This window comes from Variovorax sp. VaC1, assembly GCF_043658315.1.
Classification (GTDB): domain Bacteria; phylum Pseudomonadota; class Gammaproteobacteria; order Burkholderiales; family Burkholderiaceae_C; genus Variovorax.
Window position 1 is genome coordinate 66653 of sequence record NZ_JBIGLT010000008.1, and the last position, 24538, is coordinate 91190.

Below are 24538 nucleotides of genomic sequence, written 5' to 3' on the forward strand. Positions count from 1 at the left end.
AATTCTCAAGCGTTGTCGAGGAGCCACGCTTCCAGGCTGGCGATCGAATGGGCGACGAACAGGGGCTTGAATTCATCGAAGCTGGCGGGCTCGTGCGCGCCGTAGCTCACGCCCACGCTGGGGCACCCGGCGTTTTGCGCCAGCTGCAGGTCGTGCGTGGTGTCGCCGATCATCAGGGTGCGCTCCGGCGCCACTTCGAGCTCTTCCATCAGTTCCAGCAGCATGCGCGGATGCGGCTTGCCGAAGGTCTCATCGGCGGTGCGCGAGGCATCGAAGCGGTCGCGCAGGGCGACCGACTTCAGCGCCTCGTTCAGCCCGCGGCGCGACTTGCCCGTGGCCACCGCTAGCTTGTGGCCGCGCGCGCGCAGCGCATCGAGCATCGGCAACACACCGTCGAACAGCACGATGTCGTCCTGGTGCTGCAGGTAGTGGTAGCGGTAGCGGGCACCGAGCTCGGCGTATTTCTCCTTGGGCACATCGGGGGCCGCGCGGGCCAATGCCTCGGCAAGGCCCAGGCCGATCACCCAGGCGGCGTCGTTCTCGCTGGGCTTGGCGCCGCCGACATCGACCACCGCAGCCTGGATGCAGCGCACGATCAGCTTGGTGGAGTCATAGAGCGTGCCGTCCCAGTCGAAGGCGATGAGGTCGAAGCGTGGAGGTCTGGCGGAATCAGTCATGGGACGTGGGAGTGGGGTGTTGGGCCATCGCGTCGAGCGCGGCGGGGGGCATCAGCGCGAGCAGCTCGGGCGGCAGGTCGGCCTGCAGCGCCACGCGTTCGCCGCTGGCCGGGTGGTTGAACTGGAGCCGCCAGGCATGCAGGAACATGCGCTTGAGGCCGAGCTTCTGGAACGCACGCTGGCGCTCGAAGTCACCGTATTTGTCGTCGCCGGCAATCGCATGGCCGGCCGACGCCAGGTGGACGCGGATCTGGTGGGTTCGGCCTGTCTTGATGGTCACCGCCAGCAATGAGAGCGGCGTGGCGTCGCCCGCCAACGTGAGCCGCGCCAGCACGCGCACCAGCGTGACGGCGCGCATCGCGTCCGGATGGTCTTTTGCAACCACGCGCACGCGGCGCTCGCCGGTACCGGCCGCGCCATCGGGGCCCGGCAGCAGGTATTTGGCGAGCGGTGCATCGAGCACCTTCTTGTTGGAGGGCCAACTGCCCTCCACCAATGCCAGATAGGTCTTGCCGGTCTCGCGCTCGCGGAATTGGTCTTGCAGCGCGACCAGCGCGCTGCGCTTCTTGGCCACCAGCAGGATGCCCGAGGTTTCGCGGTCCAGCCGATGGACCAGCTCCAAGAACTTGGCGCCCGGCCGTGCCGTGCGCAACTGCTCGATCACCCCGAAGCTGACGCCGCTCCCGCCATGCACCGCCACGCCGGCGGGCTTGTCGATGGCCAGCACGGCATCGTCTTCCAGCAGCACGGGGAATTCGCGTGCAGGCGCCGGTGGGGTGGCGCCCTCTTCCGCGCGCGGCGAAATCCGCACCGGCGGCAGCCGCAGCACGTCGCCGACCTCGATGCGGGTTTCGGCCTGGGCTCGCCCTTTGTTGATGCGCACCTCGCCCGACCGGATGATCCGGTAGACGTGCGTCTTGGGCACACCTTTCAGATGGCGGAACAGGAAATTGTCCAGCCGCTGCCCGGCGGATTCGGCGTCGACCGTGAGGAATTTGATGGCCGAATGAGGCGCCCCGGTTTCGCCTGAGGCTTTTTGGCCTGCGGGATTTGGAGCGGTCTCGGGGCTTGGCTTCGCACCTATAATGTTTTTCACCAGCGCGGTCGTGTAAGTGCTTGATTAGACAGAAGTTTAGAGCACTGACGATCACGCTGTGAGGTCGATGCCGCTTTGGCGCCGAGCTGCAAACCCCGCGCAATTGCGCAAAGTGGCAGGCCCGGCACCCGAGTCAAGCCGACACCCACGAAACACCGATACGGAATACCCAGCCTGCAGCTTCCAAGCTGCCGGCGGATCGAAGCGAGTCCCTTGTTGTGTTGATGCTGCTGATTCAAATGTGCTTGCGCTGGCTGATGCCAGTGGCCTCAGGCATTGAATCGTCCGTAGCGCGCGCCACCCTTGCGCAACCGGCTATCAAAAAGATAGCTACTCAACACCGAATCTGGCTCGCGCCCATCCACGCGCCCCCACCCCGGCTGTCTTCTTGAGCTGACGCTCGAGAGGCCTGCTCGCGCCTGGCGCGGCAGTCACAGCATCCGGGGCCAAGCGGCAATTCCCTGGTTTCGCGGGCGTCGTCCGTGCATCGTTGGCCCTTCATGGGCCGCAGAACGATACATATAAGGACAACGCATCATGAAGCGGATGCTGATCAATGCCACGCAGGCCGAAGAACGCCGCCTGGCCATCGTCGATGGGCAAAAGCTCCTCGACTACGAAATCGAGATCGAAGGGCGCGAACAGCGCAAGGGCAACATCTACAAGGCGGTCGTGACCCGCGTCGAGCCTTCGCTCGAAGCCTGTTTCGTCGACTACGGCGAAGACCGCCACGGCTTCCTGCCGTTCAAGGAAATCTCCAAGCAGTACTTCGCCGAAGGCGTGTCGGCCAGCCAGGCCCGCATCCAGGACGCGATCCGCGAAGGCCAGGAACTCACCGTCCAGGTCGAAAAAGAAGAACGCGGCAACAAGGGCGCGGCCCTCACCACCTTCATCTCGCTGGCCGGCCGCTATGTCGTGCTGATGCCCAACAACCCCCGTGGCGGTGGCGTTTCGCGCCGCATCGAGGGCGACGACCGCGCCGAACTCAAGGAGGCGATGGACCAGCTCGAGTACCCGAAGGGCATGAGCATCATCGCGCGCACCGCCGGCATCGGCCGCTCGGCGCCCGAACTCCAGTGGGACCTGAACTACCTGCTCAAGCTCTGGAGCGCCATCGACGGCGCGGCCAAGGGCGGCAAGGGCGCCTTCCTGATCTACCAGGAATCCTCGCTCGTCATCCGCGCGATCCGTGATTACTTCAATCACGACATCGGCGACATCCTGATCGACACCGACGACATCTACGACCAGGCACAGCAGTTCATGGCGCACGTCATGCCCGAGCATGCCGCCCGCGTGAAGCGCTACCGCGACGACGCGGCCCTGTTCAGCCGCTTCCAGATCGAGCACCAGATCGAATCGGCCTACGCCCGCACCGTGCAACTGCCTTCGGGCGGCGCCATCGTGATCGACCACACCGAAGCGCTGGTTTCGGTCGACGTGAACTCGGCCCGTGCCATCAAGGGTGGCGACATCGAAGAGACCGCCACTCGCACCAACCTCGAAGCCGCCGACGAAGTGGCCCGCCAGATGCGCCTGCGCGACCTGGGCGGCCTGATCGTCATCGACTTCATCGACATGGACGAGTCGAAGAACCGCCGCGAAGTCGAAAGCCGCCTGCGCGACGCGCTCCGGCAAGACCGCGCCCGCGTGCAGTTCGGCTCGATCAGCAAGTTCGGCCTGATGGAAATGAGCCGCCAGCGCCTGAAGCCCGCGCTGTCGGAAGGCTCGTCGATCCCCTGCCCCCGTTGCGGCGGCTCGGGCCACATCCGCGACACCGAATCGAGCGCGCTGCAGATCCTGCGCATCATTCAAGAGGAGTGCCTGAAAGACAACACGGCCGCCGTGCACGTCCAGGTGCCGGTCGAAGTGGCTTCGTTCCTGCTGAACGAAAAGCGCCCCGAAATCGCCAAGATCGAGCTCAAGCAGCGCGTCACCGTGCTGATGGTGCCCAACAAGACGCTCGAAACGCCGAACTACAAGCTCGAGCGCCTGAAGCACGACGATCCGCGCCTCGACCACATCGAAGCCAGCTACAAGATGGCTGACGAGATCGAAGACCCGACGGCCGTCACGCGCCGTTCGCAAGAGCCCACCAACAAGCAGACGCCCGTCATCAAGGGCGTGCTGCCCGACGCGCCCGCACCCGTGGTGCCGCCCAAGCCCGAAGCCGTGCGCGCGCCAGTCGCCGCACCCGCACCGGTCGCACCGCCCGTGGTGAGCGCGCCCGTTCCGGCGCAAAGCGGCTTCCTCGGCTGGATCAAGAACCTGTTCGGCGGCACGCCGGCACCCGCTCCGGCGCCTGCACCCGCACCGGCCGCGAACCCGGTCGACGCACCGAAGCCCCGTCGCGATGGCCGTCCTGGCCGCGATGGCGAAGCACGCGGCGGCGCACGTGACGGCGAACAACGCCGTGGTGGCCGTGGTGGTGAAGCGCGCGGCGAAGGCCGTGGCGAAGGTGGACGCTCCGGCGGCCGCGACGGCGAACGCCGTGGTGGCCGTGGCGGCGAGCGCCGTGAAGGACGCGAAGGCCGTGAAGGTCGCAGCAGCGAACTTCGCAACGACGCCACCAATGCACCGCGTGAACAACGCGAACCGCGCGAGCAGCGTGAACCCCGCGAGCCCCGCGAAGCACGCGCACCGCGCGACGGCGAACAACGCCGCAACGGTCGCGGCGAGCGCCGCGAAGGCGAAGGCCGCAACGCACCGGCCGAAGCACTCGAAGGCAACGTCAACCTCGAAGCCCAGCAACTGGCACAAGGCGCCGTTGCAGGCGACGAAGGCAACGCAGCAGAACGCGCACCGCGCGCCCGCGGCGAACGCCGTGAACGTGGCGAGCGCGGTGAGCGCGGCGAACGTGGTGGTGACCGCAACGAGCGCGGCGAGCGCAACGGCGATGCCAACACCGCACGCGGTGACCGCAATGGCGACACCCCGTCCCGTGGCGAAGCCGCCGCCGGCGACGATGCCGCTCAAGGCGAACGCCAGCCCCGTAACGGCCGCGACGAGCAGCGCGCACCGCGCGGCGATCGCAATGACCGCAACGATGGCCGCCGCGAGCGCCGCAACGACGCCCCGCAAGCGGCCGGCGATGCCGACGTCCGCGTGGCCGAAGCAGCAACCACCGATGCCGACCAGGGCAACGACACCGCCGGCAACAACGAGCAGGCACCGCGCCGCGATGGCGAAGAACGCCGTGGTCGTTCGCGTGACCGCTACGGCCGCGACCGTCGCGAGCGCGGCCCGCGCGACGACAGCGAAGCCGGAACGGCCGGTGCGCAGGTTGCCGAAGGCACCGTGGCAACGGAAGCCATCGCAGCCGGCGACGTGCAAGAAGCCCCGGTGTCCCGCTCGCAGCAGCAACTGCCGCTGGTGTCGGAACGCGCTGAAGCCACTGTTGCCGTCGCCACGGAAGTTCGCGAGCCCGCACCCCAGCAAGCCCGCGCCGAGCAGCGCCCCGCACCGGCACCGGCCGTTGCGGAAAGCAGCAACGGCAAGGCCGCGGCACCCGCAGCCGCCAATGGCCGCGCGCTGCCCAAGGTGCAAGCCTTCGAACTGCCGCTGAACGAACTCACGCAGATCGCCGCAAGCTCGGGCCTGCAGTGGGTCAACTCGGATGCGGATCGCATCGCGCAAGCACGCGCCGCCATCGCCGCAGAGCCGAAGCCGGTCCACGTGCCGCGCGAACGCCCGCCGGTGATCGTGCTCGACGAAGGCCCGCTGGTGCTGGTCGAAACCCGCCGCGACCTCGCCTCGATGTCGCTGCCCTTCGAGCAAGCAGCTGCCGGCGACGCGCAGCAGCAGCAACAGCACCCGCTCTGAGCCCCTTCGCTCAGCGGTAAATAAAAACGGCGCCTCTGGCGCCGTTTTTTCATGGGGCCGACGTTCTTCTCACGCTGACGCAGGCATTGCGCCAGGCACGGGCGGCTCTGGCATTTCCAGGATCAGTTGGCCGAAGCGACAGGCGCAAGGCGTCTTGCCGCCTTCGCTCCAGATCAGCGAGAAGTCGACGCTCGGCAATGCCGGCAGGCCGTAGCGCCCGTCGACGATCTTCATGCCCGGCTCCACTTCTTCCCGCGTGAGCACCGTCACCGCAAGCCCCGCGAGCACCGCCGCGCGAATGCCCTGCGTGCTCGCCGACGTGAAGACCACGTGCCAGTCGACCGCCGCAAGATCGAGCGCCGACCCCGCCACCTCCCGGTTGACGCAGGGCTTCGGGAAGAAGGCCAGCGGCAGCGATGCGCCCTTGGGCGCTTCGAAAGTCTCGGCGGCGGCCCAGACCAGTTGCGTGCGGCGCAGGCGTGTGCCTTCGACGGCATGGGGCGGCGACATCACCACCGCAAGGTCGAGCTCGCCGGCCCGGATCATTGCGCGCAGGTCGAGATGCATGCTCACGCTCACCTCCAGCCGCACCGCCGGAAAGCCGCGTGCGAACTGCGAGAGCAGCGGCGGCAGCCGGTCGCCCATGAAGTTGTCCGGCACGCCGAAGCGCACCGCACCCGAAATCGGCGACGGCTGAAAGCGCCGGGTCATGGCGTCGAGCGTGTCGAGGATCTGCTGCGCGTAGCGAAGGAAGTCTTCGCCGTCTTCCGTCACCGTGAGGCGGCGCGTCGTGCGGCGCAGCAACGGCCGGCCTACCTGCTCTTCGAGCTTGCGGATCTGGTGGCTGATGGCCGATTGGGTCAGGTGCAGACGTTCTGCCGCGCGTGTGAAGCCACCGGTTTCCTTCACGGCCACGAAGGCGCGCAACAACGTGGGGTCGAAATCCATGGCGACAAATAAATGATGTTTCCTAATGAATTCTAGGAAATTAAATCATTTCCATCATGAAGAGGGTTTCAACAGAATCGCCCGAACCTCTTTCGGAAAGCTGCTCGATGCCTCTCTCTCACACTGGCAAGAACCGGATCGCCCTGTCCGCGGTCTGCCTGATCGCCTTGATGTTCGGCCTGGAAATCTCCAGCGTGCCGGTCATTCTTCCCACCCTCGAAAAAGCACTGCACGGCGACTTCAGCGACATGCAGTGGATCATGAACGCCTACACCATCGCCTGCACCACGGTATTGATGGCCGCCGGCACGTTGGCCGACCGCTACGGCCGCAAGCGCGTGCTGGTCGTCGGCGTGCTGCTGTTCGGCATCACTTCGCTGGTGTGCGGCATTGCGCAAAGCGCATCGGTGCTGATCGTCAGCCGCTTCCTTCAGGGCCTCGCCGGCGGCGCGATGCTGATCTGCCAGCTCGCGGTGCTGTCGCATCAGTTCCAGGAAGGCAAGGAGCGCAGCAAGGCCTTCGCCATCTGGGGCGTGGTCTTCGGCATGGGCCTGGGTTTCGGGCCGATCATCGGCGGCGCGATCGTGGCGCTGTCGAGCTGGCAATGGGTTTTTCTGGTCCACGTGCCGCTGGCCGTCGTGGCACTGGCGCTTGTGCTGGGAAGCGTGGAAGAGTCGAGCGACCCCGACGCGAAGAAGCTCGACCTGGCCGGCATCGTCACGCTGTCGTTCGCGGTGTTCGGCCTGACGTACTTCATCACGCAGGGGCCGGGCCTGGGTTTCGCAAGCCCGGTGGCCGTCGGCATCCTGGTCGCGACGGTGGTCAGCTTCGCTGCCTTCCTGTGGGTCGAGAAGATCAACCCGCACCCGATGTTCGACTTCTCGGTGTTCCGCATCCGCAATTTCTCGGGCTCGATCATCGGCTCCATCGGCATGAACTTCAGCTTCTGGCCGTTCATGATCTACCTGCCGATCTACTTCCAGAGCGGGCTGGGCTACGACGCCGTCACCGCCGGCTCGGCCCTGCTGGCCTACACCTTGCCCACGCTCGTCATGCCTCCGCTGGCCGAGCGGCTGTCGCTGCGCTACCGGCCTGGCGTGGTCATTCCCTCGGGCCTGTTCGTGATCGGTCTGGGCTTCCTGGCGATGCGCTATGGCAGCAGCGCCGAACACGCGAGCTGGCTCACGCTGCTGCCCGGCTGCCTGCTGGCCGGCATCGGACTGGGCCTGACCAACACACCGGTGACCAACACCACCACCGGCTCGGTGTCGAGCGCCCGCGCGGGCATGGCGTCGGGCATGGACATGAGCGCACGGCTGATCACGCTCGCCATCAACATCGCACTGATGGGGTTCATCCTGCTCGAAGGCATCCACTCGCATCTGAAGCGCACCTTGTCCGCATCGCTCGATGCGCTGCAGTTGCGCGCTGTGGCGGAGAAGATCGCGGCCGGCAGCTTCGGCTCGCTCACGCAAGACTTTCCGGCCCTGTCGCAAGCCGACCCATCGGGCACGGCCGTTCATGCGGCGCTCGTGCAGAGCTTCGGGCTGGTGATGCTCTACGGCGGCATCGGCGTGTGGGTGCTGGCAGGCATCAGCCTGCTGATCTTCGGCAACGGCAAGCCGGTTGTGCAGGCATCGGGCCTGAAGGCCGAAGAGTCCGTGTGCTCCTGAAGCCAGGGTGCACCCGGCCAGAAAACGCTCAGGTGTTCTCGATCTGCGCCGCGCGCTTCCACGCTTCGGCGGCCTGCTCCGCGTCTTCGCGGGCTTCGGCCAGTTGCGCCAGCGCCGACCACGCGCGCCGATAAAGATCGGTGTCCTGCAGCCCCAGCCCGGCCTGCGTAAGCAGCTGCTGGGCCTTGCCCCACAACTGCCGCTTCATGCAGGCCATGCCCGCGAGGTACTGCAGGTTCGGGTCGCGCGGGTTGTTGCGTTGCGCGCTTTCGATGCGGGCCAGCCAGTCGGCATCGACCGAGTCGAGCCCCGCTTCGAGCGCGCGCGTCAGCTTGACGCGCAGCGCATCGCCCAGGCCGCGCGGGTTGGCGACCATGCGTTCCCATGCCGGCAGCAGCCAGCCGCGCGCCAACGCCAGGTCGCCGCGCAGCGCGACCATGCGCTGCGCCGCGTGGATCGCCACTTCGGGCATGCCGCGTTCGTTGGCATCGAGCTCGGACCAGGCACGCAGCAACTGCGCCGGATCGTGCGCGCCCGACAGCAACTCGGTGGCCAGACCGCGCAAGATGCTCTGTGCGGCGGCTTCGGAGAATGCGCGGTGCTTGGCCAGCAGGCGCGCGGTTTCGAGGGCTTCGACGGTGCGCCGATCCAGGCGGGCTGCCTTGAGATGCAGGCGCAGGGCCAGCGTTCGCCGTTGCACGCCCTGCGGCAGTTCTTCGAGCCGTGCGAGTGCAGCGGGCGCATCGCGGTCTTCGAGCGCCCAACGTGCGGCGCGCAGCTGCACGCCTTCGCGTGTCTCGGGGCTCGACAGCACCGTGCGGTCGGCGCTTTCGTTCAGGGCCTGCTGCAGATGCGCATCACGCGCCGGTTTGTCTTGCAGGGCCTGCGCGCTTTCGGCTGCCAGCAGATGCGCCAGCACGCGCACCTGCTGTGCCTGCGGCAGGCTCGCGCCGAGCGCGGACAGCGTCTTCTCTTGCGTGAGCGCGGCCTGTGCCGCCTTGCGTGCCCGCGAGAAACGGCCCGCGATCAGCTGCACCATCGCGTCGAGCAAGGCCGCATGCAGCGTGCGCTCCTTCTGCTGAAGCCGCCATTGGCGCGCCTGCGTTGGCAGAGAGAACAGCGCAGCCAGGGCGCGCAGCGCGACGTGCAGCAACACGAAGGTCGCCAGCAGGATCACGAGCACGAGGTTCAGCGACAGGTCGACGCGCCAGGGCGGCCAGAACACGGTGATCGTGCCCTGGTTGTTGCCCGCGAACAGGGCAACGGCCGCCGCGACGGCGAAGAGCGCAAGGAGCCAGATTGCAGCGCGCATGAGCGGATCAGCGTCCTGCGGCGGCTGTCGCCAGGGCGGCCAGCGTGTCGTCGATGCGCACGGGCTCGGTGGTCTTCACCTGCTGCTGCAACTGCTGCAGCAGCGTGGCGGCGGCTTGCGTGCGGCGCGACGCGGGATCGAAATAGCGGTTGAGCGACGCGGCCACCTGGGCCAGCTCGGTGCGCGTGGCGTCCACCTGGCGCGACAGCAGCGACAGGCGCGCATTGAGCAACTTGAGCTTGAGGTTCTCGCGCAGGAAGTAAGACTGTTCGGGCACCAGCAGCACGGCTTCGGGGCTCTGGATGCGGCCGACGCGAACCAGCGAGCGGGCCTCGCCGCGCACCGTCAGCAGCACGCGGCGCCACCACGGCGCATCGGCGGGAATCGGTTCGACCTGCCAGGCATTGGCGCCGGTGCCGCGCACGGCCACGGCATTGAGCGTCGGCAGGTCGTCCACGCTGCGCATCAGTTCGTCGAGCCGTTGCAGAGCTTCGGCGTTGTCGGTGCTGGCGCTGCTGCGCAGCCGGTCGGCGTCGCGCTGCATGGCGCGCTGCAGGGGTGCGAGCCGCGGCTGTGCGGCGCGCGAGATGCGCAGGTCGCCGCCCTTCAGTGCCGCGAGCAAGGGCTCGACGCTGCCTGTCACCTGTGCCTGCTGCAGGGCCAGGCGCACGGCCGACTCGATATCGATGACGAGGTTTTCGTCGCGCGAGCGCGAAAGGCTCTGGATCAGTTCTTCGAGCTGCGAACGCTGCAGCGCGACTTCGGCCACGCGGGTTTCGATCAGGGCCACGCGGGCGGCCGAATCGCGCACGGTGTCGCTGGCCTGGCGTGCCAGCGCACGCGCTTCCATCGATTGCGCGATGGCATCGGCGCTTTGCCGGGCCAGCTGTTCCTTCATGCCGCTGACCTTCTGCCACAGCGCGATGGTCGCGATCAGCGTGAAGACGGTCATGAGGGCCAGCAGGCCGAATCCGATGCGCGACAAGATCAACGCGCCCGCGGCTTGCGCGGCAGGCGTCTGGTGCGGCGCCAACGCGGCGGGCACCGGTGCCGAGACGGCGGAGGGGGGAGAAAGGTCGTCGGACGGGGACGCGGCACTCATGCCAAGGATTCTATCGACGCGATCAGCGCTTCCCGCAAGGGTGTGCATACACGCAACGCCCCGAAACCCGCGGCCCGCGCGGCTTCGCCGATGCGTGCATGGGTGGCCACCGCGCTTGCCGCGTGCCATGTCGCATCGGGCATCGCGCGCTGGAGATTGCCGATCGCCTCCGAACTGCTGAAGAGCCAGATCGCACGGCCCTCGACGCCGTCGATGGCGAGCTGCCGCGCGCTGTTGTCTAACAACGGTGGCAGGCGGCGGTAGGCCACCACGGTGTCGCGCAGGCCACCGGCGGTGTCGATTTCATTGGCGAGCCAATCGCGGCCGGCCGGGCGCCCCGCCTCATCGCCGCCGCGCACGATCAGCACACGCGTGCCTGCCGACACCTGACTCCGCACCCGCTCCCACAGCGCCTCGGAGTCGAAGCGCGTGGCTTCGGGGGGCGGTGCGTCGATGGCTTGCGGAGGCACGCCGGCGCGCAACAAGGCGCGCGTGGTGCCAGGGCCCGTGGCCCAGAAGCGGCGGCCCGCGATGGCATCGGTCGCCGCATCCGGCCCTTGGTGCAGGAAGAAGTTCTCGACAGCCGTGGCGCTCACGAACATCAGTGCCGCATAGCTTGCGAGCCGGCGCCAGGCTGCGTGCAGGGGTTCAACGTCGGCCACCGGCGCAATCACGATCAGCGGCAACGCGACCGCATCGATGCCGGCGGCGCGCAACTCATCGACCCATTGCACCGCCTCGCGCGCCGGTCGCGTGACGATGACGGGGCGCGCGGTCATACGATGACCACGGATTTCAGTGGGCGCCCGCGTCGCGCAGCATGGCGGCGGCGCGGCCACCGAGCGCGTCGGCCTGGGCGAAGTCGTCGGCCGGCGCATGCACGTGGATCTTCACCAGCGGCGCCTGGCCTTCCGGGTCGCCCCACGCCGCGTCGATGCGCAGCGCGCCATCAGCCTGCCAGCGGGCATGCGCCGCCAGCGGCATCGAGCAACTACCGCCCATCGCACGGCTCACCGCGCGTTCGGCGGCGGTCGAGAGCCAGTCGCCGCGGTGCGTGAGCGAACCCAATAGCTCGATCAGTTCGGCGCGATCCGCACGCACCTCGATGCCGAGCGCGCCCTGCCCTGCGGCGGGCAGCATGGTGTCGGGATCGAAGGCCACGCGGATGCGGCTTTCAAGGCCCAGGCGCTTGAGCCCGGCCGCCGCCAGCACGATCGCGTCGTACTGCCCTTCGTCGAGCTTGCGCAGGCGCGTGTCGAGATTGCCGCGCAGCGGTTCGATGCGCAGGTCGGGCCGCAGCGCACCCAGCAGCACCACGCGGCGCAGACTGGACGTGCCGACCACCGCGCCCTGAGGCAGTTCGTCGAGCGAGGCATAGCGGGGCGACACCAGCGCATCGCGCGGGTCTTCGCGTTCCAGCACGCAGGCCAGCGTGAAGCCCTCGGGCAGGTCCATCGGCACATCCTTGAGCGAGTGGACCGCGATGTCGGCGCGCCCTTCTTCCAGCGCGAGTTCGAGTTCCTTGACGAAGAGGCCCTTGCCGCCGACCTTGCTGAGCGAGCGGTCGAGGATCTGGTCGCCGGTGGTCGTGAGGCCCAGCAGGCTGACCGTGTGGCCCCGTTCTTGCAGAAGTGCCTGCACGTGTTCGGCCTGCCACAAGGCCAGGCGACTTTCGCGCGTGGCGATGACGATATTGCTCAAGACCGTTCCCAAAAAGTACATGTTTTCAGACCCTTGGAATGCTAGCATGTTGCGCCGCAGCAACGCAGTCGGCGCGTCCATTCAAGTCCCCAGGAACAACATCGAATGAAAGCCAGCAAGACCCCTGCTCCCCCCAAGCGCCGCCAGGCCGAAGACCAGCCACTGATTGACGACATCCGGCTGTTGGGCCGGATCCTCGGCGATGTGATCCGGGAACAGGAGGGCGACGAGACCTATGCGTTGGTGGAAAAGATCCGGACCCTGTCCGTGGCGTTCCGGCGCGATGCCGACCACGCGGCCGACCGTGCCCTGAAGAACCTGCTCAAGGGCCTGAGCGCGGCCGAAACGGTGCGCGTGATCCGCGCCTTCACTTATTTCAGCCACCTGGCCAACCTCGCGGAAGACCGCCACCAGATCCGCCGCCGCACCGAGGCCGAGCGTGCCGGCGAAACCGCCGACGGCGACCTGCAGACCGCGCTGGCCCGCATCCGCAAGGCCGGCGTCAAGCCCGACGAGATCGTGGCCTCGCTGGCCCACAGCTATGTGTCGCCCGTGCTCACCGCGCACCCGACCGAAGTGCAGCGCAAGAGCATCCTCGATGCCGAGCGCGCCATCGCGCTGCTGCTGACCACGCGCGACGAAATCCGGCTGCGCCAGAGCGCCTACGCAGGCGGCAAGGACGCGCTCACGCCCATCGAATTCGCCGACAACGAAACGCAGATGCGCATCCGCGTCACGCAGATCTGGCAGACGCGCCTGTTGCGCTTCTCCAAGCTCACGGTGGCCGACGAGATCGAGAACGCGCTGAGCTACTACGAAGCCACCTTCCTGCGCGAGATTCCGCGCGTCTACGCCGACCTCGAAGGTGCGCTGGTACAGGGCGGCGTCGCGCCGTCGGTCGCCCCCTTCCTGCGCATGGGCCAGTGGATCGGCGGCGACCGCGATGGCAACCCCAACGTGACCGCCGAGACGCTCGAATACGCGCTCAGCCGCCAGTCCGAACTCGCGCTGCGCCACTACCTCACCGAAGTGCACTACCTGGGCGGCGAGCTGTCGCTCTCGGCCACGCTGGTCGATGTGTCGGTCGAGATGCAGGCGCTGGCCGAGCGCTCGCCCGACACCAGCGAGCACCGCAAGGACGAGCCTTACCGCCGCGCGCTCACCGGCGTGTACGCGCGCCTTGCGGCCACGCTGCGCGAACTCACCGGTGGCGAAGCCGCGCGCCACGCGGTCGCACCGCAGAACCCGTACGCCAGCGCCGAGGAATTCCTTGTCGACCTGCGCACGCTCGAAGAGTCGCTCGACGAAAAGCACGGCAGCGTGCTCGCGGCGCCGCGCCTTCGGCCGCTGATCCGCGCGGTCGAAGTGTTCGGCTTTCACCTGGCCACGGTCGACCTGCGCCAGAGTTCCGACAAGCACGAAGCCGTGATCGCCGAGCTGCTCGCCACCGCGCGCATCGAGCCTTCGTATGCCTCGCTGGCCGAAGAGGCCAAGCAGACGCTGCTGCTGAAGCTGCTCGACGACGCCCGCCCGCTGCGCGTGCCCGATGCCGACTACTCGCCGCTGGCCAGGAGCGAGCTTGCGATCTTCGCGGCCGCCCGCGCCTCGCGTGCCCGCTACGGCGCGGCCGCCATCCGCCACTACATCATCAGCCACACCGAAACGGTGAGCGACCTGCTCGAAGCCCTGCTGCTGCAAAAGGAAGTGGGCCTGCTGCGCGGTGCGATGAACAGCAACGCGACCTGCGACCTGATCGTGGTGCCGCTCTTCGAGACCATCGAAGACCTGCGCAACGCCGCGCCCATCGTGCGTGCCTTCTATGCGCTGCCGAACATCCAGGCGCTCATCGAGCGCTCGGGCGCCGAACAGGACGTGATGCTGGGCTACAGCGACAGCAACAAGGACGGCGGCATCTTCACCAGCAACTGGGAGCTGTACCGCGCCGGCATCGCGCTGGTGTCGCTGTTCGACGAACTCAACAAGAAAAAGGCCAATCCGATTCGCCTGCGCATGTTCCATGGCCGTGGCGGCACGGTGGGGCGCGGCGGCGGTCCGAGCTACCAGGCGATCCTGGCGCAGCCGCCCGGCACGGTGCGCGGACAGATCCGCCTGACCGAGCAGGGCGAGGTGATCGGCTCCAAGTACGCCAACCGCGAGATCGGCCGACGCAACCTCGAAACGCTGGTGGCCGCCACGCTCGAAGCCACGCTGCTGCCGCAAGGCAAGCCGGCGCCCGCCACCTTCCTGTCGGCCGCGAGCGAACTTTCGGCCGCCAGCATGGCCACGTACCGCAAGCTGGTCTACGAGACACCGGGCTTCGGCGAGTACTTCTTCAGCGCCACGCCGATCCGCGAGATCGCCGAACTCAACATCGGCTCGCGCCCCGCCTCGCGCAACCCGAGCCACAAGATCGACGACCTGCGCGCGGTGCCGTGGAGCTTCAGCTGGGGCCAGTGCCGCCTGACCATTCCGGGCTGGTTCGGCTTCGGCTCGGGCGTGGAGCAGTTCCTCGCCGCTGCGGGCAATGCCGCGGGCCGCAAGGAACGCCAGGCGCTGCTGCAGCGCATGTACGCGCAGTGGCCGTTCTTTCGCACGCTGCTGTCGAACATGGACATGGTGCTCGCCAAGAGCGACCTCGCGCTGGCCTCGCGTTATGCCGAGCTGGTGAGCGACCGCAAGCTGCGGCAAAAAGTTTTCTCGATGATCGAGGCCGAATGGCATCGCACGTCGGACGCGCTCACGCTCATCACCGGCGCGAAGCAGCGGCTCGAAGGCAACGCCGAGATGCAGCGCTCGGTGCGCCATCGCTTTCCGTACATCGACCCGCTGCATCACCTGCAGGTCGAGCTGATGCGACGCTATCGCGCGGGCGATGGCGGCGAGCGGCTGCAGCGCGGCATCCATATCTCGATCAACGGCGTGGCAGCGGGCTTGCGCAACACGGGCTGACGCGCGCCGCCGAGCCGGTGCGCAAGGATGCGATGCCGGCTCCATGCCAAGGTGTCTTTTCAGAACAGGCCCGAGTGCCAAGGGGTATGAAATGAGCCATCGTCTGCGCACCACGCTGGGCTCCAGCGTTCCGGCATGTCGCCCATCGAATCCGGGGAGCCGTTCATGCTGAACAGTTCCCCGAGGCTTTTCCTCCCCCACAAGACGCGGGCTCGCCTCAGGCAGGCCTGCGGATTGCTGCTCATTGCCACCGCGGCCGGTCACGCCGCGGCACAGCAGCCGAGCGTAGCCAAGGCCTACGAACCGGGCTTCAGTTTCTTGCGCAACGACATGAGCTATGACGTGCGCGCCGACGGCACCTATACCTTCGAGCGCTCGGAAAGCATTCGCCTCAACAACGATCAGGGCGTCAGGCAGAACAGCCAGATCCCCCTGAGCTACAGCACTTCACTGCAAGAGCTGGAGGTGCTGGAGGCCTACACGACCACCAAGGACGGCAGGCGGATCGATGTCTCGTCGGACAAGATCCTGCTTCAACAGAGCCCGCAGAGCGCGGGCGCACCGATGTTCGATGACGCCAAGGTCAAGACGGTCGTTTTCCCCGCGACGGAAGTTGGTGCGGTACTGACCCTGCGCTGGCGCACGACACAGAAGACGCCCCTTTTTCCAGGTGCCTTCTCGATGTCGCAGACGTTCTCGCGGACTTCGGACATCCAGTCTTCGAAGGTCACGCTGCGGGCACCTGAATCGCTCGACCTCCATACCGATACCGTTGGACTGGAAGGCGGCAAGGTCGCCTCCGATCAGCCTGGCATCCAGATGTGGCGCTGGACCCTGAACAACGCCCCGGCCCACGCGCCGGAGGCCGGGGCGGTCAGCACCTACGATTTCAGCCCACACGTTTCGGCCACGACCTTCGCCGACTATGGAGCAGCCGGGAAGGCCTACCTCGAACGCGCCAGGCCCAAGGCCGAGGTCACGCCAGCCATCCGCAAGCTGGCCGACGAACTCACCAAGGGAATCGAGGACCGGCGTGCACAGGCACAAGCCCTGTACCAATGGGTCAGCAAGGACGTGCGTTACGTCGCGATCTTTCTCGGCGCGGGTGGCGTGGTTCCACACGAGGCCGAAACAATTGCACAGGTCAAGTACGGTGACTGCAAGGATCACGTGACTCTGCTGGAAGCGTTGCTCGCGGCCAAAGGCATCAAGAGCAGCCCTGTGCTGGTCAATCTCGGCGCGGTGTACGCCTTGCCCAAGGTCGCGGTCACGCCAGGAGTCTTCAACCATGCGATCACCTATCTTCCCGAATTCGATCTCTTCGTGGATTCGACCGCACGCATCGCTCCTTTTGGTGTCTTGCCGCTTGTGGAACGCGGCAAGCCGGCACTGATCACGGACGACGGCCATGGTGTCGCAAAGGTGGTCACGCTTCCGCCGAGCAGCGTCGCGCATGACACCGTGCGCGTCGACACGGAACTCTCGATCGATGCCGAAGGAGGGATGGAAGGCAAGAGCAAGGTCGTGGCCACTGGCCTCTTCGAGTTGCTCAACCGCCAGGTCGCGGCCCTGATGCCGAAAGGGACCGAGCCCCAGGTGGCCAGTCGCATGCTGCTTCTTACGGGGCAGAGCGGGACGGGCACCTACGTTCTTGGTGACACACGCGACTTGTCGTCCGCGTTCTCGTATTCGACGCAGTTCACGCTGGCGAACCAGATTCAACAACCGGGACCTGGCGCGTTGACTATTCCCGCGGGCCTGGGAAGCTTCAGCAGCATTCGCTCGACCGTTGACGAGCTCGCTGCGCAACCCCGACGCGATTTCCCCGCCGTCGTGGCAAGCGGCCGGCACGAAGAGATCACGGTACTGACCCTTCCTGAAGCCATCAAGGTCAAGACGCTCCCCAAGCCCTTGTCCCTGGACAGCCCAGTGGGCCATTACGAATCGAGCTACGCGCAAGACGGGAACACGCTGACGGTCCGACGTGTTCTGGAAGTCAACCTGCCGGCGCCGGTTGCCGACCCGGACACCTATCAGAAGTTGCGCGCGCTGGGCACGACGGTTTCACGCGACCTGCGGACTCAGCTCTTCTACTGACGAGCACTTCGGCCCGCGTGGGCGCTGCCGGCCAATGCGGTGGTGCGGGTGGGTTAAGGTCCGGGGCCGCTTTCACCCCCGCTCACCCCGCGCCTTCATGACCACCATCCAGTTCCGCCGGCGACTCATCGTCATCATTCTTCTGTGCGTGGCCGTGGGTGGCGCCTTCCTGCGGCACTACGCGGAACGGGGATCGACCGCGCGCGACATCGGCACGCTGCTGATGGTGCTGTGGGTGCCGATCATCGGCAACGTCATTGCGTGGCTCGTCAGCAAGCGGCCGCGCCGGGCACCGCCGGCCGCGCCGCCGAGCTTCGATGCGCTGGGCGCGTTCACGCCGCACCTGCTGGTCGAGCTGAAGTTCCGCAAGCCGGCGCTGCCTTCGCAGGACGTGCCGATCGGCGCGGGCGAATACCGCTGCGCGCTGGTGATCGACAACGAAGGCTTTTCGGCGCGCTGGTTCGTGCCACGGGGCGAGGTGCTCGAGCGCGGGCTGCCCCACGCGCTGGAAATCGAGTTTCTCTCGCCGGCCATGGCACAGCCGAAGTTCCCCCATGGCGCGGAGTTCCGCGTGCTGATCGGCGATTCGTTCATCGCCGATGGCCGGGCGCTGCAGTCGCGCCCCGTCATCACCTGAGCCGCAGCCCGCACACGGCCTGATGGCGATGGCCACCCTTGCGGTGGTCCGGGGATGCGCGGCAACACCAAAGGGGTCGATTGTTAACCGTCAGGAAACTGACTACTGCTGCCCGGCCCCTTTGTCGCGCAGGCGTCAGCTCGCACACTCCAATGCCCTTCACAAAGCATTGGCGCCTGTGCCGCCGATGCCCTTCACGAAAGCATCTCCATGATGAATTCACCCAGCAGCAACCCGTGCATCGACGACGTGACGGCGGCCGCACCGGCCCCCACCTCGCGCTCCGCATGGCTTGCCGTCAGCTCCATCGCCGTCGGCACCTTCGCCATGGTCTCGACCGAGTTCATGCCCATCGGGCTTCTGACCGACATCGCTCGCGGGCTCAACGTGTCCGACGGCACAGCCGGCCTGATGGTCACCATGCCCGGCGTGCTGGCCGCCTTCGCAGGCCCAGCACTCATCGTCGCTTCGGGCAAGCTCGACCGGCGCACGGTGCTGATCACGCTCACCACCTTGCTGATCGCCTCGAACCTGCTCGCGGCCTTTGCGCCGAACTTCGGCACGATGCTGGTCGCGCGCCTGCTGCTCGGCCTGGCCGTCGGCGGTTTCTGGACCTTCGCGCCGGCCGCGGCCACCCAGCTGGTGCCGCATGCCTCGCAGGCCCGCGCCATGTCGCTGGTGCTGGCGGGCGTGTCGGCCGCCACGGTGCTCGGCGTGCCGGCCGGATCGCTCCTTGGCACGCTGTTCGGCTGGCGCGCGTCGTTCGCGGTGACGGGCGCGCTCGCGACCATCGTGCTGCTGGTGCAGCTGTGGCTGCTGCCCGCCATACCGCCGCTGCGCGCGATCGGTGCGCGCGACCTGCTGACGCCGCTCACGCGCCGCATGGCGCAGGTCGGCCTGCTCGCGGTGCTGTTCTTCATCGCCGGCCACTTCGCCGCCTACACCTACCTGAAGCCGCTGCTGCAGCAAGTGTTCGGCCTGCCGGCCAACGCGGTCTCGACGCTGCTGCTGGTGTATGGCGCAGTCGGGTTCATCGGCACCTTCCTCGGCGGCAGCCTGGTGGCGCGCAGCGTGCGCGGCACCACCCTGCTGGCGGCGCTGATGCTCGCGACGGCCCTGCTGCTGTCGACCCTGGTCGGCCCCGGCATGGTGTCCGGCGCCGTCGTGGTCGTGATCTGGGGCGTGGCCTTCGGCCTCATTCCGGTGGCGCTCACCGGCTGGATGATGGAAGCGGTGCCCGACGCGCAGGAAGCCGGCCAGGCCCTGCTGGTGACCGGCTTCCAGGTGGCGATTGCCTCGGGCGCGCTGATCGGCGGCCTGACGGTCGACAGCTACGGCATCTCCAGCACGATGGTGCTCAGCGGCGTGCTCGTGCTGATCGCGGCGCTGATCGTCGGCACGCTGGGCCGTGCGCGCGGCGGTGCGCCGCTGGCGGCCATTCCGGAATAACGACGCGACGGCGGGCCAGCCGCTGCCGATCTCGTCGATCGATCAGTCCATCAGTCAATCAATCAGTGGCGGCCGGTCTTCCCGGCCGCCACGATCGCATCGAGCACCACGCGCAAGGCCTTGCTGACGGGCTTGTCCCGCCGGATCACGATGGCCAGCGTGCGATGCATGCGAGGGTTCAGGCGGCTGGTCTTCAGCTCGGGGTGTGCACCGCGCCCCACCATCGACATCGCGGGCACGATGCCGTAGCCCAGCCCCGCAGCCACCATCTCCTTCATCGCCTCGACGCTGCCCAGCTCCATCACGGGCCGCGGCTGCAGGCCCTCGGCGGCGAACCATCGGTCGACCAGCTTGCGCGTGTTGGCCGCGGGCTCGAACAGCACCAGCGGCAAGGCACCCAGGTCCGCCGGCGCCACGCGCGCCTTCAGGGGCGCAAGGTCGTGGCGGCCGATGGCGACGAACGCATCGTCCAGCACCGGCATCACCGTCAATGAACGCCCCGCCGCCGGCAGCGTGACCAGCGCGAGGTCGAGGCTGTTTTCTTCCACCTTGCGCACGTGGTCGTCGGTGTTGCCGGTGCTGACCACGACGCTGAGCGCCGGAAACGCCTCGCGCAATGCGCGCAGCACGCCAGGCAGAAAGTACAGGCAGGCCGTCGCGCCCGTGCCCAGCCGCACGCGGCCCGTGACGCCGCTCGCGTGGTCGGCCAGCGCGTCGATGGCGTTGTCCACCGCGGTCTCGATGTGATGGGTGTGGCGCAACAGCTCCATGCCGGCGGGCGTGGCCTTCGCGCGTTTGCCGACCCGCTCGACCAGCCGCACGCCGAGGCGGCGCTCCAGCTGGCGGATCTGCAGGCTCACCGCCGGCTGGGACACGCCGAGCCGGTCGGCGGCGGCCGAGAAGCTGCCCGTTTCGATCACCAGTCCGAAGGACTTGAGCTGGTCGAGGTTCAGTGTCTTTTTCAAAGTATTCCTTATGCCTTGCATAGCTGAGCCAAGCTTCACTTATCGACAGGTCCTCGTCAAGATCGGGGCATGTCATCGCCAACTCTCGCCGTCACACCCGTCGCCACCGTTGAAATCCTCGATGCCGGGGCGCATCACATGCCTGCGGTGCAGGCCATCTACAGCCACTACGTGCTGCACGACCTGTGCTCCTTCGAGGAAGAAGTGCCCACCGTCGAGCAGATGCAGTCGCGCCGCAACGACGCGCTGCGCAACGGCATGCCCTACCTCGTCGCGCTGAAGAACGGCGAGGTGGCCGGCTACGCCTATGCGAGCGCCTACCGCGCCCGCTCCGCCTACCGCCACACGGTCGAAGACTCGATCTACGTCGCGCAGGGCATGCACGGCCACGGCATCGGCAAGGCGCTGCTCGCCGAGGTGATCCGGCGCTGCACCGACAGCGGCTTCACGCAGATGGTGGCGGTGGTCGGCAACAGCGCCAACGCCGGCTCGCAGCGCCTGCACGAAAGCCTGGGCTTCGAGCGGGTGGGCGTGCTGCGCGACGTCGGCTTCAAGTTCGGGCAGTGGGTCGACACGGTGCTGATGCAGCGCGCGCTGCGCTGAGCCCCCGGCATGTCGAGCGACAACGCCACCGCGCCCCTGCGCGGATGGCTCGCGCTGTTGTGCGCGAGCCGGCTGCTGCAGGCCATGATCGTCACGGCCTACTCGGGCGTGCTGCCTTTCATGATGGCCGACTGGCAGATGTCGGCCGCGCAGGCCGGCTCGATCCAGAGCGCATGGCATGTGGGCTACATGGCCTCGCTGTTCGCGGTGGGCCTGCTGGCCGACCGCTACGGGCCGCACCGCATCTTCTTCGGCGGCAGCTTCATCAGCGCGGTGGCGGCGCTGGCCTTCGCGCTCTTCGCGCACGACCACCGTTCCGCGATGCTGCTGTATGGGCTGGCGGGGTTGTGCGCGGGCGCGTCATACACGCCGGGCCTGCAACTGCTGGCGCGCAATGCCGAGCCCGCGGTGCGCGGCCGTGCGATGGGGCTTTTCATCGGTGCATCGTCGATGGGCTATGCGGTGTCGCTCGCGGTGGTCGCGGCCTTCAGCCACGCGCAACACTGGCGGCACGGCCTGCTGGTGGCCGCCGCCTGCTCGGTGGCGGGTGCCTTGCTGACGGTGCAGGCCATGCGGCGCATGCGCCCGCCTTCACGCCCCACGCAAGCGGCCCGCGAAGGCACATGGAACGCCTTGGCCGCCACGGTGCGCGACAAGCCCGCGATGGCCGGCAACTGGGCCTATGCCTTCCACTGCTGGGAGCTGATGGCGCTGTGGGCCTGGCTGCCGGCCTATCTGGTCGCCTCGTCGGGTGGCACCGCCGCGTGGCAGGGCGCGGGCATTGCGCTCGCGGCCTTCGCGCATCTGGTGAGCGTGCTAGGCAGCATCGCGGGCGGCGCGGCGTCGGACCGGCTGGGTCGCGCGCGGGTCATGATGATCGCGACTGTCGCCAGCCTCTGCATGTCTTTCACGTTCGGCTGGATGTGGACCTGGCCGCTGTGGCTGCTGGCCGCGGCGGCGGCCATCTACAACCTGCTGGCCATCGCCGATTCGTCGGTCTACTCGACCGCGCTGGCCGACGTGGTGGCGCCGCATCGCCTGGGCGTCGCGTATTCGGTGCGCTCGGTGATGGGCTTCGGCGCGGGCGCGCTCAGCCCCTGGGTGTTCGGCCTGGCGCTGGACTGGGGCCAGACGCGCTTCGGCCTGGGCAGCACGCACAGCTGGGTGGCGGCGTGGAGTTCGGTCGGGCTGGGTGCGCTGCTGGGGCCGTGGATGATCGCGCGCTTCTCACGGCTGCACCGCGCGCGACCGGCTCACTGAGCTTCGTCTTCCGACCACTCGGGGCTGTAGCCGCCGAGCGTCGGGTGGTACATCTCGTCGCCGGTGTGCTGGGTGAACTCGACATTGAGCCGGTCTTCGCGCAGGCCCAGGATGTCGATGCAGTCGCGGCACAGCGCCTTTGCCACTTCGAGCCGCAGTTCGGCGGAGCGGCCGCGCCGGATGTCGCACATCAGCACCGACACTTCGACCGGCTCGCCGTCCACCATGCGCCAGACGCCACCCTCGCCCACTTCGCGGATCGCGATGCTGATGCGGCGGATGTCGACGCTCATCATCTGCGCGTAGGTCTCGCTGAGTTTTTTCGCGAGGCGTTTCTTGTCGGCCACGGGGTGCGGGCCGTTCACGTCGAGCTGCAGGTAGGGCATGTCGGGGGCTTTCTTCGAGGGTCGGTGCGGGCCGGGTGAATCCATCGGGCCCGGGCTTCGGATCAGTGGATCAGGCCAGAAAGATCGTGGCCATTCTGGTTTTCTTTTGCGACCCCGTCGCCATTGCGGTCTAATCCTGCAACCAGTTGGCACGCGTGCCTTGCAAGAATGAAAGAACGAGGATGGCCCGGAGAAAAAGCCTGAAAGACGACGCCTGCCCGATGGCGCGGTCGCTGGAGATCGTGGGCGACCAGTGGTCGCTGCTCATCATCCGCGACGCCTTCGACGGCATGAAGCGCTTTGGCGAATTCCAGCAAAGCCTGGGCGTGGCCAAGAACATCCTGGCAGACCGGCTCAAGACCTTGGTGCAGGAAGGCGTGCTCGACCTCGTGCCCGCATCGGACGGCACGCTCTACCAGGAATACGTGCTCACGCCGAAGGGCAAGGGCCTCTTCCCCGTGGTGGTCGGCCTGCGCCATTGGGGCGAGGCGCATCTCTATGCCAAGGGCGAGCCGCACTCCGTGCTGCTCGAGCGGGAAAGCGGCAAGCCGGTGCAGAAGATCGACCTGCGCACACGCGACGGCCAGCCGCTGGATGCGGCCGATACCTTCGTGAAGAAGCTGCCCGCGAAAGCGGCGGCATCGCGCACCAAGGCGAAACCGCCCACCGCCAAGCCAAGCCCTCGCTGACAGGGCCTCAGGCGCGGCGCGGCCTACCCGCCCGCGGCTGCAGCGGCCTTCGCCTTGGCGGCCAACGCGGCGAACTCTTCCTTGCCGAAGGCCGTGCCGAACATGCCCCAGCCGCCTTCGACCGCCTCGGTCAGGATCACCCACGTGCGCGCGGCCTGGCTCGGGTCGCCCGACAGCTTCGTGACGATCTCGGTGGCTTCCTTCGTGATCTGCTTTTGCCCCTCGCGGTTCAGCGAGCCCGGCGGCGTGATGATCTGCACGCGCACCGTGCGTGCCTGCGCAGTGGTGGCGGTCTGCACCGCCGATGCCGGCATGCGATGGATGTACGCGGCCGTGTTGTCCAGGTGGAAGGGGCCGGGCTTGGCCACGCCTTCGGCGCGAAGCACCGCCAGCGTGAGCGCTTCGCCGAGTTGGCGGTCGGTCTCGGCACCGGCCGGAAACAGGTCTGCGGCAGCATAGACATCGATCATGGGCATGGGAAGCTCCTGCAAGAGATTGTTGATTCTGAATGACGACCATCATCCACATCGAGGATGATGATGAACATAATCCTGATCGTCAAGCACACGACCGAGGACTTTTCACGCCCATGGGCCATTCAAAAGCGAACAAGGAAGAAAGCCACGCGCGCATCGTGCAGACGGCGGCTGCGCGTTTCCGCGAGGCCGGCGTCGACGGCGTGGGCGTGGCCGAACTCATGAAGGACGCGGGCCTGACGCATGGCGGCTTCTACCGCCACTTCGCCTCGCGCGACGCGCTGGTGGCCGAAGCGGTCGAATGCGCGCTGAGCAACGGTGGCCGCGCCGTCGAGGCCGTGGCCGCATCCAAGGCGAGCCGCCCTGTCGTCGCGGCCCGGCTGGTCGATGCCTACCTGAGCACCGCGCACCGGGACGCACTGGCCTCGAGCTGTGCCGTGACCACGCTGGCAGGCGACGTGGCCCGTGGCAACGAGCGCACGCGCACGGCCTACACGCAGCAGGTGAACACGTACCTCGACCTGCTGGCCAGCCTGGCGGCGGCGGAAAAATCGAAGGAAAAGCGCGCGAAGGCCATCGCGGCGCTCTCTTCATTGGTCGGCGCGGTGTCGCTGTCGCGTGCGGTGAACGACGAGGCGCTCTCGCGGGAAATCCTCAAGGCCGCGGCCGACGAGCTGAAGGCGCTGCTCGGCTGAG

The 24538-nt window shown here is 67.6% G+C and carries 20 protein-coding genes; 10 read left to right on the forward strand and 10 right to left on the reverse strand.

The features are described 5' to 3' along the window. Positions 1-5 precede the first annotated feature (5 nt). Complete coding sequence (locus ACGLHS_RS28260; RefSeq protein WP_394485164.1) at positions 6-677, reverse strand: HAD family hydrolase; 672 nt, start codon at positions 675-677, stop codon at positions 6-8. Continuing rightward, positions 670-1773, reverse strand: coding sequence for an RluA family pseudouridine synthase (locus ACGLHS_RS28265; RefSeq protein WP_394485165.1), 1104 nt, complete (start codon positions 1771-1773; stop codon positions 670-672). Before ACGLHS_RS28265 ends, ACGLHS_RS28260 begins: the two co-directional genes overlap by 8 nt. Positions 1774-2310: 537 nt before the next feature. On the opposite strand from ACGLHS_RS28265, the gene ACGLHS_RS28270 reads away from it, so the two are divergent. Beyond that, complete coding sequence (locus ACGLHS_RS28270; protein WP_394485166.1) at positions 2311-5595, forward strand: Rne/Rng family ribonuclease; 3285 nt, start codon at positions 2311-2313, stop codon at positions 5593-5595. 69 nt (positions 5596-5664) lie between these two features. On the opposite strand, the gene ACGLHS_RS28275 is transcribed toward ACGLHS_RS28270, so the two are convergent. Next, a complete protein-coding gene (locus ACGLHS_RS28275) occupies positions 5665-6543 on the reverse strand; it encodes a LysR substrate-binding domain-containing protein (protein ID WP_093236549.1) in 879 nt (292 codons plus the stop codon). Between the two features lie 107 nt (positions 6544-6650). Here ACGLHS_RS28275 and ACGLHS_RS28280 point away from each other — a divergent pair, with 107 nt between their 5' ends. Next, positions 6651-8216, forward strand: coding sequence for an MFS transporter (locus ACGLHS_RS28280; RefSeq protein ID WP_394485167.1), 1566 nt, complete (start codon positions 6651-6653; stop codon positions 8214-8216). A gap of 28 nt (positions 8217-8244) precedes the next feature. On the opposite strand, the gene ACGLHS_RS28285 is transcribed toward ACGLHS_RS28280, so the two are convergent. Genes ACGLHS_RS28285 through hemC form a run of 4 tightly spaced genes read right to left on the reverse strand, consistent with a single transcriptional unit; the run spans position 8245 to position 12352 of the window. Continuing rightward, positions 8245-9528, reverse strand: coding sequence for a heme biosynthesis protein HemY (locus ACGLHS_RS28285; RefSeq protein ID WP_093236547.1), 1284 nt, complete (start codon positions 9526-9528; stop codon positions 8245-8247). Between the two features lie 7 nt (positions 9529-9535). After that, positions 9536-10630 carry a uroporphyrinogen-III C-methyltransferase gene (locus ACGLHS_RS28290; protein ID WP_394485168.1) on the reverse strand — a complete coding sequence of 365 codons (1095 nt, stop codon included), beginning with the start codon at positions 10628-10630 and terminating at the stop codon, positions 9536-9538. After that, positions 10627-11409 carry a uroporphyrinogen-III synthase gene (locus tag ACGLHS_RS28295; protein WP_394485169.1) on the reverse strand — a complete coding sequence of 261 codons (783 nt, stop codon included), beginning with the start codon at positions 11407-11409 and terminating at the stop codon, positions 10627-10629. Before ACGLHS_RS28295 ends, ACGLHS_RS28290 begins: the two co-directional genes overlap by 4 nt. A gap of 16 nt (positions 11410-11425) precedes the next feature. Then, entirely contained in the window at positions 11426-12352 is a 927-nt protein-coding gene (gene hemC / locus ACGLHS_RS28300) for a hydroxymethylbilane synthase (protein WP_394485170.1), read from the reverse strand. A gap of 84 nt (positions 12353-12436) precedes the next feature. Here hemC and ppc point away from each other — a divergent pair, with 84 nt between their 5' ends. From ppc to ACGLHS_RS28320, 4 genes are all read left to right on the forward strand, one after another. Beyond that, on the forward strand, positions 12437-15280 hold the full coding sequence (ppc, locus tag ACGLHS_RS28305; RefSeq protein ID WP_394485171.1) for a phosphoenolpyruvate carboxylase: 2844 nt from the start codon (positions 12437-12439) through the stop codon (positions 15278-15280). 135 nt (positions 15281-15415) lie between these two features. Further along, positions 15416-17377 (forward strand): DUF3857 domain-containing protein, encoded by a 1962-nt coding sequence (locus ACGLHS_RS28310; protein WP_394485172.1) that lies wholly within the window; start codon positions 15416-15418, stop codon positions 17375-17377. Positions 17378-17474: 97 nt separating this feature from the next. Further along, positions 17475-18014, forward strand: coding sequence for a hypothetical protein (locus ACGLHS_RS28315; protein ID WP_394485173.1), 540 nt, complete (start codon positions 17475-17477; stop codon positions 18012-18014). 210 nt (positions 18015-18224) lie between these two features. Continuing rightward, positions 18225-19463, forward strand: a complete 1239-nt coding sequence (locus ACGLHS_RS28320) for an MFS transporter (RefSeq protein ID WP_394485174.1) — start codon at positions 18225-18227, stop codon at positions 19461-19463. 62 nt (positions 19464-19525) lie between these two features. Here the strand turns inward: ACGLHS_RS28320 and ACGLHS_RS28325 are convergent, their stop codons facing one another. Continuing rightward, positions 19526-20449: a LysR family transcriptional regulator gene (locus ACGLHS_RS28325; RefSeq protein WP_394485175.1), complete on the reverse strand. Its 924-nt coding sequence runs from the start codon at positions 20447-20449 to the stop codon at positions 19526-19528. 48 nt (positions 20450-20497) lie between these two features. On the opposite strand from ACGLHS_RS28325, the gene ACGLHS_RS28330 reads away from it, so the two are divergent. Together ACGLHS_RS28330 and ACGLHS_RS28335 are read left to right on the forward strand one after the other, a co-directional pair. Continuing rightward, positions 20498-21031 (forward strand): GNAT family N-acetyltransferase, encoded by a 534-nt coding sequence (locus tag ACGLHS_RS28330; RefSeq protein ID WP_394485176.1) that lies wholly within the window; start codon positions 20498-20500, stop codon positions 21029-21031. Between the two features lie 9 nt (positions 21032-21040). Continuing rightward, a complete protein-coding gene (locus ACGLHS_RS28335) occupies positions 21041-22291 on the forward strand; it encodes a nitrate/nitrite transporter (protein WP_394485177.1) in 1251 nt (416 codons plus the stop codon). Here ACGLHS_RS28335 and ACGLHS_RS28340 read toward each other — a convergent pair. Then, positions 22285-22677, reverse strand: a complete 393-nt coding sequence (locus tag ACGLHS_RS28340) for a 4-oxalocrotonate tautomerase family protein (protein ID WP_394485178.1) — start codon at positions 22675-22677, stop codon at positions 22285-22287. The genes ACGLHS_RS28335 and ACGLHS_RS28340 overlap by 7 nt on opposite strands. Positions 22678-22859: 182 nt before the next feature. Here ACGLHS_RS28340 and ACGLHS_RS28345 point away from each other — a divergent pair, with 182 nt between their 5' ends. Continuing rightward, positions 22860-23366, forward strand: coding sequence for a winged helix-turn-helix transcriptional regulator (locus tag ACGLHS_RS28345; protein ID WP_394485179.1), 507 nt, complete (start codon positions 22860-22862; stop codon positions 23364-23366). A gap of 23 nt (positions 23367-23389) precedes the next feature. On the opposite strand, the gene ACGLHS_RS28350 is transcribed toward ACGLHS_RS28345, so the two are convergent. Next, entirely contained in the window at positions 23390-23842 is a 453-nt protein-coding gene (locus ACGLHS_RS28350) for a hypothetical protein (RefSeq protein WP_394485180.1), read from the reverse strand. A 113-nt stretch (positions 23843-23955) separates the two neighbouring features. Here ACGLHS_RS28350 and ACGLHS_RS28355 point away from each other — a divergent pair, with 113 nt between their 5' ends. After that, complete coding sequence (locus tag ACGLHS_RS28355) at positions 23956-24537, forward strand: TetR/AcrR family transcriptional regulator (protein WP_394485181.1); 582 nt, start codon at positions 23956-23958, stop codon at positions 24535-24537. Position 24538 lies beyond the last annotated feature (1 nt).

Excerpts from the sequence above, each read along its gene's own strand:
- ACGLHS_RS28260 (WP_394485164.1), bottom strand. The coding sequence starts at position 677 with ATGACTGATTCCGCCAGACCTCCACGCTTCGACCTCATCGCCTTCGAC.
- ACGLHS_RS28355 (WP_394485181.1), top strand. The coding sequence starts at position 23,956 with ATGGGCCATTCAAAAGCGAACAAGGAAGAAAGCCACGCGCGCATCGTG.
- ACGLHS_RS28275 (WP_093236549.1), bottom strand. The coding sequence starts at position 6,543 with ATGGATTTCGACCCCACGTTGTTGCGCGCCTTCGTGGCCGTGAAGGAA.
- ACGLHS_RS28290 (WP_394485168.1), bottom strand. The coding sequence starts at position 10,630 with ATGAGTGCCGCGTCCCCGTCCGACGACCTTTCTCCCCCCTCCGCCGTC.
- ACGLHS_RS28285 (WP_093236547.1), bottom strand. The coding sequence starts at position 9,528 with ATGCGCGCTGCAATCTGGCTCCTTGCGCTCTTCGCCGTCGCGGCGGCC.
- ACGLHS_RS28340 (WP_394485178.1), bottom strand. The coding sequence starts at position 22,677 with ATGCCCTACCTGCAGCTCGACGTGAACGGCCCGCACCCCGTGGCCGAC.
- ACGLHS_RS28315 (WP_394485173.1), top strand. The coding sequence starts at position 17,475 with ATGACCACCATCCAGTTCCGCCGGCGACTCATCGTCATCATTCTTCTG.
- ACGLHS_RS28330 (WP_394485176.1), top strand. The coding sequence starts at position 20,498 with ATGTCATCGCCAACTCTCGCCGTCACACCCGTCGCCACCGTTGAAATC.
- ACGLHS_RS28310 (WP_394485172.1), top strand. The coding sequence starts at position 15,416 with ATGTCGCCCATCGAATCCGGGGAGCCGTTCATGCTGAACAGTTCCCCG.
- ACGLHS_RS28320 (WP_394485174.1), top strand. The coding sequence starts at position 18,225 with ATGATGAATTCACCCAGCAGCAACCCGTGCATCGACGACGTGACGGCG.
- ACGLHS_RS28270 (WP_394485166.1), top strand. The coding sequence starts at position 2,311 with ATGAAGCGGATGCTGATCAATGCCACGCAGGCCGAAGAACGCCGCCTG.
- hemC (WP_394485170.1), bottom strand. The coding sequence starts at position 12,352 with ATGTACTTTTTGGGAACGGTCTTGAGCAATATCGTCATCGCCACGCGC.
- ACGLHS_RS28280 (WP_394485167.1), top strand. The coding sequence starts at position 6,651 with ATGCCTCTCTCTCACACTGGCAAGAACCGGATCGCCCTGTCCGCGGTC.
- ppc (WP_394485171.1), top strand. The coding sequence starts at position 12,437 with ATGAAAGCCAGCAAGACCCCTGCTCCCCCCAAGCGCCGCCAGGCCGAA.
- ACGLHS_RS28325 (WP_394485175.1), bottom strand. The coding sequence starts at position 20,449 with ATGCAAGGCATAAGGAATACTTTGAAAAAGACACTGAACCTCGACCAG.
- ACGLHS_RS28335 (WP_394485177.1), top strand. The coding sequence starts at position 21,041 with ATGTCGAGCGACAACGCCACCGCGCCCCTGCGCGGATGGCTCGCGCTG.
- ACGLHS_RS28295 (WP_394485169.1), bottom strand. The coding sequence starts at position 11,409 with ATGACCGCGCGCCCCGTCATCGTCACGCGACCGGCGCGCGAGGCGGTG.
- ACGLHS_RS28350 (WP_394485180.1), bottom strand. The coding sequence starts at position 23,842 with ATGCCCATGATCGATGTCTATGCTGCCGCAGACCTGTTTCCGGCCGGT.
- ACGLHS_RS28345 (WP_394485179.1), top strand. The coding sequence starts at position 22,860 with ATGGCCCGGAGAAAAAGCCTGAAAGACGACGCCTGCCCGATGGCGCGG.